This is a genomic window from Lacinutrix sp. Hel_I_90 (assembly GCF_000934685.1).
Lineage (GTDB): Bacteria > Bacteroidota > Bacteroidia > Flavobacteriales > Flavobacteriaceae > Lacinutrix.
In genome coordinates this window covers 787,495-805,399 of record NZ_JYNQ01000001.1, presented here as the reverse complement: position 1 = coordinate 805,399, position 17,905 = coordinate 787,495, and the positions used below count along the sequence as shown (strand labels likewise).

At 38.0% G+C, this 17,905-nt stretch carries 8 protein-coding genes; 4 read left to right on the top strand and 4 right to left on the bottom strand.

Features of this window, described 5'->3' with window-relative positions:
- The first annotated feature begins 2 nt into the window (after positions 1-2).
- From GQ46_RS03455 to GQ46_RS03440, 4 genes are all read left to right on the top strand, one after another.
- Positions 3-335 (top strand): hypothetical protein, encoded by a 333-nt coding sequence (locus GQ46_RS03455; RefSeq protein ID WP_044398416.1) that lies wholly within the window; start codon positions 3-5, stop codon positions 333-335.
- Between the two features lie 91 nt (positions 336-426).
- Complete coding sequence (locus GQ46_RS03450; protein WP_044398414.1) at positions 427-1,332, top strand: ribonuclease Z; 906 nt, start codon at positions 427-429, stop codon at positions 1,330-1,332.
- Positions 1,333-1,480: 148 nt separating this feature from the next.
- The gene (gene pdxH, locus GQ46_RS03445) at positions 1,481-2,128 is read left to right on the top strand and encodes a pyridoxamine 5'-phosphate oxidase (protein ID WP_044398412.1); all 648 of its coding nucleotides are present in this window, start codon (positions 1,481-1,483) and stop codon (positions 2,126-2,128) included.
- 189 nt (positions 2,129-2,317) lie between these two features.
- Positions 2,318-2,809 (top strand): CAP domain-containing protein, encoded by a 492-nt coding sequence (locus tag GQ46_RS03440; protein WP_044398410.1) that lies wholly within the window; start codon positions 2,318-2,320, stop codon positions 2,807-2,809.
- A 112-nt stretch (positions 2,810-2,921) separates the two neighbouring features.
- Here the strand turns inward: GQ46_RS03440 and GQ46_RS03435 are convergent, their stop codons facing one another.
- Genes GQ46_RS03435 through GQ46_RS17855 form a run of 4 tightly spaced genes read right to left on the bottom strand, consistent with a single transcriptional unit; the run spans position 2,922 to position 17,678 of the window.
- A complete protein-coding gene (locus GQ46_RS03435; RefSeq protein WP_044398408.1) occupies positions 2,922-4,868 on the bottom strand; it encodes an OmpA family protein in 1,947 nt (648 codons plus the stop codon).
- 7 nt (positions 4,869-4,875) lie between these two features.
- Positions 4,876-5,820, bottom strand: a complete 945-nt coding sequence (locus GQ46_RS03430) for a type IX secretion system membrane protein PorP/SprF (RefSeq protein WP_044398406.1) — start codon at positions 5,818-5,820, stop codon at positions 4,876-4,878.
- A 6-nt stretch (positions 5,821-5,826) separates the two neighbouring features.
- On the bottom strand, positions 5,827-8,040 hold the full coding sequence (locus tag GQ46_RS03425; RefSeq protein ID WP_044398404.1) for a gliding motility-associated C-terminal domain-containing protein: 2,214 nt from the start codon (positions 8,038-8,040) through the stop codon (positions 5,827-5,829).
- 2 nt (positions 8,041-8,042) lie between these two features.
- Positions 8,043-17,678 (bottom strand): hypothetical protein, encoded by a 9,636-nt coding sequence (locus GQ46_RS17855; RefSeq protein ID WP_044398402.1) that lies wholly within the window; start codon positions 17,676-17,678, stop codon positions 8,043-8,045.
- Positions 17,679-17,905: the final 227 nt, after the last annotated feature.

Below are 17,905 nucleotides of genomic sequence, written 5' to 3'. Positions count from 1 at the left end.
TTATGATATTAGATCAAGATGGAAATACTTCTATCATTACTCAGGAAAAAGCAACTATTATTGAATTAGTAAAAAAGATAGAGGCGCTATATCCAAAATTTCAAAAGCATAATATTATTGTGCAATTGTCTTCCTTAGAAAAGGTAGGTTTACAAGATATTATTGAATTTTTACGTCTTTCAAACACGCATCGGGCATCAAAACACTCTTTTGTTATTGTAACCAACACCATTAATGCAAATGAAACACCAGATGAGATTGTTGTAGTGCCAACACTTAAAGAAGCCTATGATATTATAGAAATGGATGAAATGGAGCGTGATTTAGGGTTTTAAAAGTAGCTATAGAAAAGGCTTCTGTTCTTCGTTTTTTTTGTGATTCGGATTAAGAGATATAAATCATTAAAAAACAAATTAACTTTATTTAATGAAACTTAATATTCTAGGTTGCTATAGTGCAACTCCAAGAACTTTTACTAATCCTACAGCTCAGGTATTAGAAATTAAAAATCACCAATTTCTAATCGATTGCGGCGAAGGCACGCAAGTGCAGTTGCGGAGACATAAGATAAAGTTTAATCGTATTAAACATATTTTTATTTCCCATTTACATGGCGATCATTGCTTTGGTTTAGTGGGATTGATTTCGACAATGCGCTTACTCACGCGTGAGGCCGATTTGCATATTTATGCACCAAAAGGTTTAAAAGAAGTGATTACACTTCAAATGAAACTCGCGAATTCATGGACCGATTATCAACTCATTTTTCATGAATTGACAAATACGGGGTCAGAACTTATTTTTGAAGATAATAAAGTAGAAGTATATACGATTCCATTAGATCATCGGGTGTACACAAATGGTTTTCTCTTTAAAGAAAAAGTAGGTGAGCGTAAATTAGACATGAATGCTGTATTAAATGCTGATATTGATGTTGCTTATTATAGAAAAATAAAACAAGGTTTTGATGTTCTAAATAATAAAGGTGAGCGCATTAAAAACGAAACGATTACTAGCCCTCCAGAAAAACCTAAAAGCTACGCGTTTTGTAGCGATACCGCTTATAAGGAAGATATCATTCCGCTCATAACCGGTGTAGATGCTTTATACCATGAATCTACTTTCCTAGAGCAACATGCACTATTGGCACCAAAAACAAAGCATAGCACGGCTAAAGAAGCGGCCAAAATTGCTAGTCAAGCAAATGTTGGAAAGCTAATATTAGGTCATTATTCTACACGTTATGATGATTTAAACCTGTTCAAAGTAGAAGCTAATGAATATTTTGAAAATGTCGAATTGGCTGATGATGGGAAAGTATTCGAATTCTAAAGTGGAAGCCTTAAAATGAATAGGTTTTTAAACCAATCAAGCTAATAATTATTAGAATAGAAACTATAATTGGTGTTCATCTCAATTACTATCATCAATTATTTTAATATAATTCCTCTAAAAAAAGTAAAATCACGTAAATTGTTATATGGAAAAAGACTTAGGGCATTATCGCAAATCATACGAAAAAGGAGAACTCTTACTAAATAATACACCTGATAACCCATTGGAGTTATTTAGAGATTGGTTTTTAGAGGTAGATGCTAGTTTTCCAGAAGATGAAATCAATGCGATGACTATTGCAACGATAGGCTTAGATGGTTTTCCAAAAAGTAGAGTAGTACTCCTTAAAAAATATACGTATGAGGGCTTTATTTTTTATACTAATTATGAAAGTGAAAAAGGTAAAGCCATACAAGCCAATCCCAATGTTTGTCTGTCTTTTTTTTGGGCTGCTGCCGAACGGCAAATCATTATAAAAGGTAAAGCAGAAAAAATAGCTAAGAATTTAAGTGACGGTTATTTTGAATCTCGGCCTAGAGGTAGTCAATTAGGAGCTATCGTTTCTATACAGAGTAGCGTTCTAAAAGATAGAGACGTATTAGAATCTAAATTGCTAATGCTTGAAAAGGAGTTTGAAGGAAAGGCGTTAAAAAGGCCAGAATTTTGGGGAGGCTATATTGTAAAGCCGGTAGAAATGGAATTTTGGCAGGGCAGACCCAACCGATTACATGATCGAATTGATTATAAACTCAATGCAGACTTTGAATGGGTAAAATCGCGATTATCTCCATAACTAAGAGGTTTCGATGAAATATAGTTTTAGCCTGTTCAAATACATATTTTTTTGACCACAAACCTTATTTAATCGATAAAAAGCACTTATTTTCGTTAAAATACATGTATTTCATCGATTTTAACATTTTGTTAACATTATTTTGGAGCTTGCTTGGGTATATTTAAGTCCCCAAACAATGTATCCCTTATGAAAAATGTACTTAACCTTGTGTTAGTTTTCTTTGTACTAATACTTTCGACTTCATGTTCAACCGATAGTGTTGAAGAACTACAGGACACTCCTGCAACCGTTTTTATTCCCGAATCTAAAGCTATTGAAATTGAGATTATAGCACTTATAAATGACTATAGAATGTCTCAAGGTCTTACTGCCTTAAGTGAGCATAATATTGTAAAGTCTCAAGCTTACAAGCATACGGAGTACATGGTTGAAGCAGATAGTGTATCGCATGCCAATTTTTATTCTCGTAAATCTTACTTGGAAAATAATGCTGGAGCCCAATTGGTGACAGAGAATGTTGCCTACGGATTTACAAGTGCGCAAGCTGTTGTAAATGCTTGGATAAATAGTGAAGGGCATAAGCAAAATATTGAAGGTGATTTTACCAATTTCGATGTATCTGCAGAGCAGAGCCCAGAGGGTAAATGGTACTTTACTAATATATTTATTAAAAAATAAAAGTGTGGTTGATTATATTAAAAAAAGCACTTCAATTTGAAGTGCTTTTTTTATAATGTTTTACTTGTACTAATTATAACCAGGATGATAAACGGAATAACAGGAATTATGATTATTCATTATAACCGCTAATGATTATAAATTTAGAACGCCTATTCATCTGATGTTCTTCTTCACTACATTTGACATCATTTTGACAATCATTTATAAGTTGTGATTCGCCATATCCTATGGCACTAACGACTCTATTAGCCAAAACACCTCGACTATATAGATAATCTCGGGTAGCTTTTGCTCTTCTATCTGAGAGTTTCATATTGTATGCGTCTCTTCCACGGCTGTCAGTATGAGATTCAATTTTGATGACCATATTTGGATGTTCTCGCATGACTGCTACAATATTTTCTAATTCGTAAGCAGCATCAGGCCTGATGGTAGATTTATCATAGTTAAAGAAAATAGGATTAATAACAATCTCACTGTCTATAATTAACGGCGTTAAAAATAATTCAAGTTGTATTTCATCACCATTATTTTTGGTGGTTGTCATCTCTCTTTGATCAGGTCTGTAATCCGTTTTCCCCGCTAATATGGTGTATTTTTTTTCACAACCTACGTCTTTAAACTCATAAAACCCATTGGCGTCAGAAGTTACAGTTTCTATAACTTTACCAGACTCATCCATTAATTTAACAGTCACGTCAGCTATAGTTTCAAGCGAGATTTTATCCTTTGTAATGCCTGTAATTAATTGCTTACATTCATATCTGCCAAAGGCATAGATGTCGTCACTACCTTTTCCGCCTTCACGATTAGATGAAAAATAACCGGTATTAGTGTCTGAATCTATGAAAAAGGCAAAATCATCAAAACCACTATTGTAAGGGGCCCCAAGATTTTTTAGGTAAACAGATGTGGTATCCTTTTTATTAATTTTAAGAATATTAGATTCAAAAATGTCTAATAGTCCTAGATTTAAATGCGCGTCTGAAGAAAAATAGAGCGTAGAATCTTTTGCGATAAACGGAAAATTTTCGCGGCCTTCAGTGTTAATTTCTCGACCTAAATTCGTCGGTGTTCCGAAGGTACCATCACTTTTTATGTTAACTTTAAAAATATCTGTTTGGCCAATACTTTCAGGTCTGTCTGAAACAAAATACAGGACCTTACCATCTGGACTTAAAGCTGGTGAGCCATTAGAAAAAGCATCATCGTTAAAAGGTAAATCTGTAATCTCGGTCCATTGACCATTTTTTAAAGTCGCTCGGTAAATTCGTAAATTTGACGTCCCGTCTTTATCATATGCCGCTTTATTCTTTTTATTAAAATTATCTCTTGTAAAATAAAGAGTATTACCGTCGTTACTAACGGTTACAGAGGCTTCATGTAAGTTTGAATTGATATGTTCAGAAACAAGTGAGTGCGCATCACTTACTATTTTTTTACCAGCAATGATTTCAACTTTAGCTTGATGAATGTCAAGAAAAGGTTCTTTATTCCACTGATATAACTTTTTAGGATCTGTTATGGTATCGTTAACTCGGGAAGTAGCGAAGTATAGGATTCCATCTTTTTCAAAACTCCCAAAATCTGCGTATACAGAATTAATCTCAAGGTTTTCAAAATCGACATACACGTGTTCTATAGATTCTAACGCTTCAAATTTTTCGATATCAAAACTATCTTCATCTTTAAAACGTTTGTCATTCTGTTTACGTTCTTTAAAAACTTGAGTCCAAATTTTTGCTTTCTCAAATTGATTTAAGCTGCGAAGTGTTTGTATGTATTTGTATAAATGCTCAGAATCAATATCATCATAATTACTTACTGCTTTCTCATACCAGTAACTCGCTAATTTCACGTTAGAATTATTATAGTAACAATCTCCTAATCTTGAAAGTACATGTGCTGTCGTGTCTCCTTTTTTGAGTACTTCCAAATACAATTCCGTCGCCTGATAATAAGCATAGTCTTTAAAAAACTGATCGGCAACTTTTACCTGTGCCTGAGAATGTACAGCACAAAACATAAAGGATAATATGAATAAAATATTTTTCATTTAGTAACTAAAAGTATCTAGGTGATTTAATTCGTTTTTGAGGTTTGAATATCTCGTACATTAACAGTATTTCGTGAGTACCGCTGGTATAAGGTCTTAAATCTGAGAGAAAATATTCATAGGTGTAACCAATTCGCAATTCTTGTGACACTTGAAAATCTATGAGCCCGCCTAGAGTGGTCGTGTCTTGATTGTATCTATAACCTCCACCTAACCAAAGTTTTTCAAAAAACAGAAAATTGGCATTAATATCAAAAGAGATCGGAGCGCCATTAGTCACTTTTGCTAAAACCGCAGGTTTAAATTTTGTATTTTCACTCAAATTAAAGACATATCCACCAGTTAGGTAATAACCAATACGCTCAAGCGCTAAATAATCTACATTTTCAACCCTGTTTGATAAATTATAATCGGTGTTTAATACTCTTGGTGCAGATAAGCCAACATACCACTTGTTTGTATGCCAAAATAAACCAAGACCTATATTAGGATTCCAACGGCTACTAACATCACTGAAAAAGGGGTCAGAATATACGGCATCATCATCTAAAAAACCAAAGTTGTCTAAATTATAATGAGTTAGACCAGCCTTTAAACCAAATGCTAGTTTTGTTTTTTCTCCGGTATTAATGGTATATGAGAAATCACCATATACAAATACAAAATTCTCGAAGCCAAGTTGATCATTTATAACAGAGAGTCCTAAACCGACTTTTTCGTTTCTCAAAGGGGAATGTATAGAAAGTGTTTGCGTTGTAGGGCCACCTTCTAAGCCAACCCATTGGCTCCTATGCAAGCCAACAACACTTAAGGTTTCTCTACTACCAGCATAAGCGGGGTTTATAGAGATGGTATTAAACATATATTGCGAAAACTGAGGGAGCTGTTGTGCATATGAAAAGGCACAACAAAACAATAGAAAGACAAATATGTAGGACGTGTTTTTTTTCATTAAATTTTATTTTGTTCCAAGATATAATGGTCCGGTCATAGGGTCTAAGCCGCTATCTTTCAAAACAATCACATAGTAATAGGTTCCGTTTGGTAATTTATCAGCACCTCCGAGAGAGGTTTTAATAGAAGAGCCATCCCAGTCGTTTTGATAGTTTTCGCTTTCAAAAATGATACCACCATATCTGTTAAATATTTTTAAATTAATAACGAATCCGCATTTGCTTAAACCTTGTACAGCGAAGAAATCATTATAACCGTCACCATTTGGTGTTATGGCTTTTGAAATTTTAAAGGCTTCAACGCCACAAGGTAAAACTACACAATCATCATTAATATCTATAGTAACTCTTGTTGTTTCTCGGCAAAAGTCCGTGGTCGATACGTAGCTAAATACATAAGCTCCTAATTCAGCCGCTAATGGATCGAAAATTCCATCTGTTATTGTAGTATTGCCTGAAACTATTTCCCAAGTACCAGTAGTATCTGTTTCAGCAGCTAAGTAATCAAATAAGTCAATATTACCATCATCTGTACAGCGCTCATCATTTACTTCTATGACAGTATTTTCATTACTAACATTTAATATTTGTGTATAAACAGCAGTATTCTCACAAGCATCACTTACTGTCCACTCTCTTATTATTTGATAGTCTTCACCATTTTCATTGAATCCATTTGTCTCTTCAAATACGACCAAAATATCTGCTGTACTAGAACAGTTGTCGCTAAACTCCACAGTAGGGATTTCTGGTATTTCAGAACAAACCACATTGATAGTCGTATCTATAGGACTTATTAATTCTGGCGCCGTAGTATCTTCAATAGTAATGGTTTGTACCGCAGTGGTGGTGTTATTACAATCATCAGTTAGTGTCCAAGTTCTGGTAATCACCGTGGTACAGGCATTATTAGCCGTACTATCTGAATAAGTAGCCTCTAAAGTGGTATCACAATTATCAGCTTCAGTAGTCACGTCGCCTGTTAGGCTTAAATCACTAGGATCTTGCTCACAGTTGATAGTAATATCAGCAGGCACCGTAAAGCTTGGCGCTGTAGTATCTTCAATAGTAATGGTTTGTACCGCAGTGGTGGTGTTATTACAATCATCAGTTAGTGTCCAAGTTCTGGTAATCACTGAGGCATTAGCACAAGAACCAGCAGCCGTTGTATCTGAATAAGTAGCCTCTAAAGTCGTATCACAATTATCAGCTTCAGTAGTCACATCACCTGTTAGGCTTAGATCAGTAGGATCTTGCTCACAGTTGATAGTAATATCAGCAGGCACCGTAAAGCTTGGCGCTGTAGTATCTTCAATAGTAATGGTTTGTACTGCAGTGGTGGTGTTATTACAATCATCAGTTAGTGTCCAAGTTCTGGTAATTACTGAGGCGTTAGCACAAGAACCAGCAGCCGTTGCATCTGAATAAGTAGCCTCTAAAGTGGTATCACAATTATCAGCTTCAGTAGTTACATCACCGGTTAGGCTTAAATCACTAGGATCTTGCTCACAGTTGATAGTTATATCAGCAGGCACCGTAAAGCTTGGCGCCGTAGTATCTTCAATAGTAATGGTTTGTACTGCAGTGGTGGTGTTATTACAGTCATCGCTTAGTGTCCAAGTTCTGGTAATCACTGAGGCATTAGCACAAGAACCAGCAGCCGTTGCATCTGAATAAGTAGCTTCTAAAGTGGTATCACAATTATCAGCTTCAGTAGTTACATCACCTGTTAGGCTTAAATCACTAGGATCTTGCTCACAGTTGATAGTAATATCAGCAGGTACCGTAAAGCTTGGCGCTGTAGTATCTTCAATAGTAATGGTTTGTACTGCAGTGGTGGTGTTATTACAGTCATCGCTTAGTGTCCAAGTTCTGGTAATTACTGAGGCATTAGCACAAGAACCAGCAGCTGTTGTATCTGAATAAGTAGCCTCTAAAGTCGTATCACAATTATCAGCTTCAGTAGTTACATCACCGGTTAGACTTAAATCACTAGGATCTTGCTCACAGTTGATTGTTATATCAGCAGGCACCGTAAAGCTTGGCGCCGTAGTATCTTCAATAGTAATGGTTTGTACCGCAGTGGTGGTGTTATTACAATCATCCGTTAGTGTCCAAGTTCTTGTAATCACTGAGGCATTAGCACAAGAACCAGCAGCTGTACTATCTGAATAAGTAGCTTCTAAAGTCGTATCACAATTATCAGCTTCAGTAGTCACGATCAGCCTGTTAGGCTTAAATCACTAGGATCTTGCTCACAGTTGATAGTTATATCAGCAGGCACCGTAAAGCTTGGCGCCGTAGTATCTTCAATAGTAATGGTTTGTACTGCAGTGGTGGTGTTATTACAGTCATCGCTTAGTGTCCAAGTTCTGGTAATTACTGAGGCGTTAGCACAAGAACCAGCAGCTGTACTATCTGAATAAGTAGCCTCTAAAGTGGTATCACAATTATCAGCTTCAGTAGTCACATCACCGGTTAGGCTTAAATCACTAGGATCTTGCTCACAGTTGATAGTAATATCAGCAGGCACCGTAAAGCTTGGCGCTGTAGTATCTTCAATAGTAATGGTTTGTACTGCAGTGGTGGTGTTATTACAATCATCGCTTAGTGTCCAAGTTCTGGTAATTACTGAGGCGTTAGCACAAGAACCAGAAGCTGTACTATCTGAATAAGTAGCCTCTAAAGTGGTATCACAATTATCAGCTTCAGTAGTCACGTCGCCTGTTAGGCTTAAATCACTAGGATCTTGCTCACAGTTGATAGTTATATCAGCAGGCACCGTAAAGCTTGGCGCCGTAGTATCTTCAATAGTAATGGTTTGTACTGCAGTGGTGGTGTTATTACAATCATCGCTTAGTGTCCAAGTTCTGGTAATCACTGAGGCGTTAGCACAAGAACCAGCAGCCGTACTATCTGAGTAAGTAGCCTCTAAAGTGGTATCACAATTATCAGCTTCAGTAGTTACATCACCAGTTAGGCTTAAATCACTAGGATCTTGCTCACAGTTGATAGTTATATCAGCAGGCACCGTAAAGCTTGGCGCCGTAGTATCTTCAATAGTAATGGTTTGTACTGCAGTGGTGGTGTTATTACAATCATCGCTTAGTGTCCAAGTTCTTGTAATTACTGAGGCATTAGCACAAGAACCAGCAGCTGTACTATCTGAATAAGTAGCCTCTAAAGTGGTATCACAATTATCAGCTTCAGTAGTCACGTCGCCTGTTAGGCTTAAATCACTAGGATCTTGCTCACAGTTGATAGTTATATCAGCAGGCACCGTAAAGCTTGGCGCCGTAGTATCTTCAATAGTAATGGTTTGTACCGCAGTGGTGGTGTTATTACAATCATCAGTTAGTGTCCAAGTTCTGGTAATCACTGAGGCATTAGCACAAGAACCAGCAGCTGTACTATCTGAATAAGTAGCCTCTAAAGTCGTATCACAATTATCAGCTTCAGTAGTTACATCACCGGTTAGGCTTAAATCACTAGGATCTTGCTCACAGTTGATAGTTATATCAGCAGGCACCGTAAAGCTTGGCGCCGTAGTATCTTCAATAGTAATGGTTTGTACTGCAGTGGTGGTGTTATTACAGTCATCGCTTAGTGTCCAAGTTCTGGTAATTACTGAGGCGTTAGCACAAGAACCAGCAGCTGTACTATCTGAATAAGTAGCCTCTAAAGTGGTATCACAATTATCAGCTTCAGTAGTCACATCACCGGTTAGGCTTAAATCACTAGGATCTTGCTCACAGTTGATAGTAATATCAGCAGGCACCGTAAAGCTTGGCGCTGTAGTATCTTCAATAGTAATGGTTTGTACTGCAGTGGTGGTGTTATTACAATCATCGCTTAGTGTCCAAGTTCTGGTAATTACTGAGGCGTTAGCACAAGAACCAGAAGCTGTACTATCTGAATAAGTAGCCTCTAAAGTGGTATCACAATTATCAGCTTCAGTAGTTACATCACCTGTTAGGCTTAAATCACTAGGATCTTGCTCACAGTTGATAGTAATATCAGCAGGTACCGTAAAGCTTGGCGCTGTAGTATCTTCAATAGTAATGGTTTGTACTGCAGTGGTGGTGTTATTACAGTCATCGCTTAGTGTCCAAGTTCTGGTAATTACTGAGGCATTAGCACAAGAACCAGCAGCTGTTGTATCTGAATAAGTAGCCTCTAAAGTCGTATCACAATTATCAGCTTCAGTAGTTACATCACCGGTTAGACTTAAATCACTAGGATCTTGCTCACAGTTGATTGTTATATCAGCAGGCACCGTAAAGCTTGGCGCCGTAGTATCTTCAATAGTAATGGTTTGTACCGCAGTGGTGGTGTTATTACAATCATCCGTTAGTGTCCAAGTTCTTGTAATTACTGAGGCACAGGCATTATTAGCCGTACTATCTGAATAAGTAGCTTCTAAAGTGGTATCACAATTATCAGCTTCAGTAGTCACGTCGCCTGTTAGGCTTAAATCACTAGGATCTTGCTCACAGTTGATAGTTATATCAGCAGGCACCGTAAAGCTTGGCGCTGTAGTATCTTCAATAGTAATGGTTTGTACCGCAGTGGTGGTGTTATTACAATCATCAGTTAGTGTCCAAGTTCTGGTAATCACTGAGGCATTAGCACAAGAACCAGCAGCTGTACTATCTGAATAAGTAGCCTCTAAAGTCGTATCACAATTATCAGCTTCAGTAGTTACATCACCGGTTAGGCTTAAATCACTAGGATCTTGCTCACAGTTGATAGTTATATCAGCAGGCACCGTAAAGCTTGGCGCCGTAGTATCTTCAATAGTAATGGTTTGTACTGCAGTGGTGGTGTTATTACAATCATCAGTTAGTGTCCAAGTTCTGGTAATCACTGAGGCATTAGCACAAGAACCAGCAGCCGTTGTATCTGAATAAGTAGCTTCTAAAGTGGTATCACAATTATCAGCTTCAGTAGTCACGTCGCCTGTTAGGCTTAAATCACTAGGATCTTGCTCACAGTTGATAGTTATATCAGCAGGCACCGTAAAGCTTGGCGCTGTAGTATCTTCAATAGTAATGGTTTGTACCGCAGTGGTGGTGTTATTACAATCATCGCTTAGTGTCCAAGTTCTTGTAATTACTGAGGCATTAGCACAAGAACCAGCAGCTGTACTATCTGAATAAGTAGCCTCTAAAGTGGTATCACAATTATCAGCTTCAGTAGTCACGTCGCCTGTTAGGCTTAAATCACTAGGATCTTGCTCACAGTTGATAGTTATATCAGCAGGCACCGTAAAGCTTGGCGCCGTAGTATCTTCAATAGTAATGGTTTGTACCGCAGTGGTGGTGTTATTACAATCATCAGTTAGTGTCCAAGTTCTGGTAATCACTGAGGCATTAGCACAAGAACCAGCAGCTGTACTATCTGAATAAGTAGCCTCTAAAGTCGTATCACAATTATCAGCTTCAGTAGTTACATCACCGGTTAGGCTTAAATCACTAGGATCTTGCTCACAGTTGATAGTTATATCAGCAGGCACCGTAAAGCTTGGCGCCGTAGTATCTTCAATAGTAATGGTTTGTACTGCAGTGGTGGTGTTATTACAGTCATCGCTTAGTGTCCAAGTTCTGGTAATTACTGAGGCGTTAGCACAAGAACCAGCAGCTGTACTATCTGAATAAGTAGCCTCTAAAGTGGTATCACAATTATCAGCTTCAGTAGTCACATCACCGGTTAGGCTTAAATCACTAGGATCTTGCTCACAGTTGATAGTAATATCAGCAGGCACCGTAAAGCTTGGCGCTGTAGTATCTTCAATAGTAATGGTTTGTACTGCAGTGGTGGTGTTATTACAATCATCGCTTAGTGTCCAAGTTCTGGTAATTACTGAGGCGTTAGCACAAGAACCAGAAGCTGTACTATCTGAATAAGTAGCCTCTAAAGTGGTATCACAATTATCAGCTTCAGTAGTCACGTCGCCTGTTAGGCTTAAATCACTAGGATCTTGCTCACAGTTGATAGTTATATCAGCAGGCACCGTAAAGCTTGGCGCCGTAGTATCTTCAATAGTAATGGTTTGTACCGCAGTGGTGGTGTTATTACAATCATCGCTTAGTGTCCAAGTTCTGGTAATCACTGAGGCGTTAGCACAAGAACCAGCAGCCGTACTATCTGAGTAAGTAGCCTCTAAAGTGGTATCACAATTATCAGCTTCAGTAGTTACATCACCAGTTAGGCTTAAATCACTAGGATCTTGCTCACAGTTGATAGTTATATCAGCAGGCACCGTAAAGCTTGGCGCCGTAGTATCTTCAATAGTAATGGTTTGTACTGCAGTGGTGGTGTTATTACAATCATCGCTTAGTGTCCAAGTTCTTGTAATTACTGAGGCACAGGCATTATTAGCCGTACTATCTGAATAAGTAGCCTCTAAAGTGGTATCACAATTATCAGCTTCAGTAGTCACATCACCTGTAAGGCTTAAATCACTAGGATCTTGCTCACAGTTGATAGTTATATCAGCAGGCACCGTAAAGCTTGGCGCTGTAGTATCTTCAATAGTAATGGTTTGTACTGCAGTGGTGGTGTTATTACAATCATCCGTTAGTGTCCAAGTTCTGGTAATCACTGAGGCATTAGCACAAGAACCAGCAGCCGTTGCATCTGAATAAGTAGCTTCTAAAGTGGTATCACAATTATCAGCTTCAGTAGTCACATCACCGGTTAGGCTTAAATCACTAGGATCTTGCTCACAGTTGATAGTAATATCAGCAGGCACCGTAAAGCTTGGCGCCGTAGTATCTTCAATAGTAATGGTTTGTACTGCAGTGGTGGTGTTATTACAGTCATCGCTTAGTGTCCAAGTTCTGGTAATTACTGAGGCATTAGCACAAGAACCAGCAGCTGTACTATCTGAATAAGTAGCCTCTAAAGTGGTATCACAATTATCAGCTTCAGTAGTCACGTCGCCTGTTAGGCTTAAATCACTAGGATCTTGCTCACAGTTGATAGTTATATCAGCAGGCACCGTAAAGCTTGGCGCCGTAGTATCTTCAATAGTAATGGTTTGTACTGCAGTGGTGGTGTTATTACAGTCATCGCTTAGTGTCCAAGTTCTGGTAATTACTGAGGCATTAGCACAAGAACCAGCAGCTGTACTATCTGAATAAGTAGCCTCTAAAGTGGTATCACAATTATCAGCTTCAGTAGTCACGTCGCCTGTTAGGCTTAAATCACTAGGATCTTGCTCACAGTTGATAGTTATATCAGCAGGCACCGTAAAGCTTGGCGCCGTAGTATCTTCAATAGTAATGGTTTGTACCGCAGTGGTGGTGTTATTACAATCATCGCTTAGTGTCCAAGTTCTGGTAATCACTGAGGCATTAGCACAAGAACCAGCAGCCGTTGTATCTGAATAAGTAGCTTCTAAAGTGGTATCACAATTATCAGCTTCAGTAGTCACATCACCTGTAAGGCTTAAATCACTAGGATCTTGCTCACAGTTGATTGTTATATCAGCAGGCACCGTAAAGCTTGGCGCTGTAGTATCTTCAATAGTAATGGTTTGTACTGCAGTGGTGGTGTTATTACAATCATCGCTTAGTGTCCAAGTTCTTGTAATTACTGAGGTACAGGCATTATTAGCCGTAGTATCTGAATAAGTAGCGTCTAAAGTAGTATCACAATTATCAGCTTCAGTAGTCACATCACCTGTTAGGCTTAGATCACTAGGATCTTGCTCACAGTTGATAGTAATATCAGCAGGCACCGTAAAGCTTGGCGCCGTAGTATCTTCGATAGTAATGGTTTGTACTGCAGTGGTGGTGTTATTACAGTCATCGCTTAGTGTCCAAGTTCTGGTAATTACTGAGGTGTTAGCACAAGAACCAGCAGCCGTACTATCTGAATAAGTAGCGTCTAAAGTGGTATCACAATTATCAGCTTCAGTAGTTACATCACCAGTTAGGCTTAAATCACTAGGATCTTGCTCACAGTTGATAGTTATATCAGCAGGCACCGTAAAGCTTGGCGCCGTAGTATCTTCAATAGTTATGGTTTGTACCGCAGTGGTGGTGTTATTACAATCATCGCTTAGTGTCCAAGTTCTGGTAATCACTGAGGCATTAGCACAAGAACCAGCAGCCGTTGCATCTGAATAAGTAGCCTCTAAAGTGGTATCACAATTATCAGCTTCAGTAGTTACATCACCGGTTAGACTTAAATCGCTAGGATCTTGCTCACAGTTGATTGTTATATCAGCAGGCACCGTAAAGCTTGGCGCCGTAGTATCTTCAATAGTAATGGTTTGTACCGCAGTGGTGGTGTTATTACAATCATCCGTTAGTGTCCAAGTTCTTGTAATTACTGAGGCACAGGCATTATTAGCCGTACTATCTGAATAAGTAGCCTCTAAAGTGGTATCACAATTATCAGCTTCAGTAGTCACGTCGCCGGTTAGGCTTAAATCACTAGGATCTTGCTCACAGTTGATAGTAATATCAGCCGGCACCGTAAAGCTTGGCGCCGTAGTATCTTCAATAGTAATGGTTTGTACCGCAGTGGTGGTGTTATTACAATCATCAGTTAGTGTCCAAGTTCTGGTAATCACTGAGGCATTAGCACAAGAACCAGCAGCCGTTGCATCTGAATAAGTAGCTTCTAAAGTGGTATCACAATTATCAGCTTCAGTAGTTACATCACCTGTTAGGCTTAAATCAGTAGGATCTTGCTCACAGTTGATAGTTATATCAGCAGGTACCGTAAAGCTTGGCGCTGTAGTATCTTCAATAGTAATGGTTTGTACCGCAGTGGTGGTGTTATTACAATCATCGCTTAGTGTCCAAGTTCTGGTAATCACTGAGGCACAGGCATTATTAGCCGTACTATCTGAATAAGTAGCCTCTAAAGTGGTATCACAATTATCAGCTTCAGTAGTCACGTCGCCGGTTAGGCTTAAATCACTAGGATCTTGCTCACAGTTGATAGTAATATCAGCCGGCACCGTAAAGCTTGGCGCCGTAGTATCTTCAATAGTAATGGTTTGTACCGCAGTGGTGGTGTTATTACAATCATCAGTTAGTGTCCAAGTTCTGGTAATCACTGAGGCATTAGCACAAGAACCAGCAGCCGTTGCATCTGAATAAGTAGCTTCTAAAGTGGTATCACAATTATCAGCTTCAGTAGTTACATCACCTGTTAGGCTTAAATCAGTAGGATCTTGCTCACAGTTGATAGTTATATCAGCAGGTACCGTAAAGCTTGGCGCTGTAGTATCTTCAATAGTAATGGTTTGTACCGCAGTGGTGGTGTTATTACAATCATCGCTTAGTGTCCAAGTTCTGGTAATCACTGAGGCATTAGCACAAGAACCAGCAGCTGTACTATCTGAATAAGTAGCCTCTAAAGTCGTATCACAATTATCAGCTTCAGTAGTTACATCACCGGTTAGGCTTAGATCAGTAGGATCTTGCTCACAGTTGATAGTAATATCAGCAGGCACCGTAAAGCTAGGCGCTGTAGTATCTTCAATAGTTATGGTTTGTACCGCAGTGGTGGTGTTATTACAATCATCGCTTAGTGTCCAGGTTCTGGTAATCACTGAGGCATTAGCACAAGAACCAGCAGCTGTACTATCTGAATAAGTAGCCTCTAAAGTGGTATCACAATTATCAGCTTCAGTAGTTACATCACCGGTTAGGCTTAAATCACTAGGATCTTGCTCACAGTTGATAGTAATATCAGCAGGTACCGTAAAGCTTGGCGCCGTAGTATCTTCAATAGTAATGGTTTGTACTGCAGTGGTGGTGTTATTACAGTCATCGCTTAGTGTCCAAGTTCTGGTAATTACTGAGGCGTTAGCACAAGAACCAGCAGCCGTACTATCTGAATAAGTAGCGTCTAAAGTGGTATCACAATTATCAGCTTCAGTAGTTACATCACCAGTTAGGCTTAAATCACTAGGATCTTGCTCACAGTTGATAGTTATATCAGCAGGCACCGTAAAGCTTGGCGCCGTAGTATCTTCAATAGTAATGGTTTGTGTATAGTCAGCGATGGTATTACCACAAGCATCAGTAAAGGTCCATGTGTTTGTATAGCTACCATTATTAGAACAAGAACCACTGTCAGGAACAAAAGAGCCTTGAGTTTTTATTGGGGTCAATCCAGAACATGAGGCTACAGGTACTAATGTTTGCGCATTATTTAATGCCGTGGCATCTGAACATTCTACAGTTACATCAAGCGCTCCAGGGGTTGTAATCCAATTTGCGGGAGAAGGATCATTAATTGTAATTACTGTTGGAAGATTGTTTCCAACCTGACAAGCATTTGAAGAATGAGAACTGTCAGTGGTTTGATAAATTGTATTAATTTCTCCATTATAGTATGCTTCAAATTGAAGACCAAACTCATCAATACATCCATTTTCTAAAAAATAGCATTTATCTTTTATTTGCGTTTGAAAATTAATATTTAGTTCTGGATTTCCTATATCAAATATACCATTATCAACATTAAATGTTAAAATATTAGTAAGCGCATCAAAAGTATAAGTTACACCAGAAGGCAGGCCTATAATTGGCTCCACTAATGTTGCCGCAGGATTTATGGTGGTGGTTAATACCACATTTTCGGCATTATCATTTCCAGAATTTGTGATTTCAAGATTGAAATCTAAATTTGTTGGACTTGTTTGTGGCGTTACAGAAGCCGGGGTTCCTGTAAGTATCATGTCTAACACCGGTTTGTATACTTCAACAGAGAGACCTAATAAGTATAGACCATATGTTTCTTGAGTGGATGTTATACGAAAAGTAGCAGAGGTTTGATTGTTACCTATAAGTGAATTGCCACCATTTGATAAAGGGAAAATTGCTGCATCAAATCCTAATGTATTTGTGCTGGCTGGATTTCTATCAGTGAAATTATTGTTACCGTTACTAGGACCTATTGTTATTCTACTGTTAAAAAAATTATCAGCATCTCTTAAAGGTGCATCTAGGTCTACGAAATTATTGGCAACGTTTCTTATTTGCAGTCTATCACCACTAATATCTCTATCACCTTCAAGAGCTCCCATTAAAATATTAGCTCTTACAGCACCATTTGCAACAGTTTGAAAACCATCAAAGAACACATCTACACTGGCAGTAACACTTCTAATATGTGCATAACCATCAAACACCGTTACATTTTTCGGTCTTAAAGAAGGGCTTTGATAAACAACTACCATTTGCCAACCACCTGATGTACCAGTATTAGAACTAGCATGAGAGTTTAAAGCCCCAGTTTTAGCTTCTACGTTTGCTACCTGATATTTCCCAAAGGGGTTGCTTAGATTCTGAACCGAATTAGTAATATCTTTTACACAGATATAGGGATCATTCATAAAATGCGGATTTTCATCACGGCCTCTATAAATAATGTCATCTGCTACTATCGTTGTGTATGCTGTTTGGTTAGGCAGCATTAATTTTACTTCGTTAAAATTCCAATTGGGTTGATTGTCAAGTTCATTACCATTTTGGACATCGCCTTTATCTGCTGCTGCCCAATAGAGAAATACTTTTTCTATAGTTAAACACTGAGCATTAGGTTTTGGATTAGATAAATTTGCGCTACTGGAATTAAATGTGCTGGGATCACTATCAATATCAACATAGACATTATCTGTAAAATCATGATTACCACCTTGTCCATTGTAATCTGTGGTAGCTGTTCTAGATAAAACATTATTAGCAATCATTGTAAAATCACCACTTATGTTTTCGTTGTAGCGCGGAGTGAATGTTGTTTTAACTTGAGCAGATGCAATATTAGCGACAAATGCAAAAAGTATAAATAAAACTAAACTCGAATAATTTTTGGATAAAATTTTCAAATCAATTACTTTTAGTTAATATTGTTATTATCTTGAGTAATTTTTAATGAAATAGCGCTAGGCTTTATTAATACTGAATAAAAAAGGTGTTCAATACGATTCAATAAGGCATAAAATACTAATAGCGAAAGTAATTTCATAACATACTCAATTTGTTTTATTTAATATGCTATTAAATAATTACAGCTTAATTATCTACATTGAAGGGAAGTACATTACATGAACTC

Coding starts and splice junctions, on each gene's coding strand:
- GQ46_RS03455 (WP_044398416.1), top strand. CDS start 3: ATGATATTAGATCAAGATGGAAATACTTCTATCATTACTCAGGAAAAA.
- GQ46_RS03450 (WP_044398414.1), top strand. CDS start 427: ATGAAACTTAATATTCTAGGTTGCTATAGTGCAACTCCAAGAACTTTT.
- pdxH (WP_044398412.1), top strand. CDS start 1,481: ATGGAAAAAGACTTAGGGCATTATCGCAAATCATACGAAAAAGGAGAA.
- GQ46_RS03440 (WP_044398410.1), top strand. CDS start 2,318: ATGAAAAATGTACTTAACCTTGTGTTAGTTTTCTTTGTACTAATACTT.
- GQ46_RS03435 (WP_044398408.1), bottom strand. CDS start 4,868: ATGAAAAATATTTTATTCATATTATCCTTTATGTTTTGTGCTGTACAT.
- GQ46_RS03430 (WP_044398406.1), bottom strand. CDS start 5,820: ATGAAAAAAAACACGTCCTACATATTTGTCTTTCTATTGTTTTGTTGT.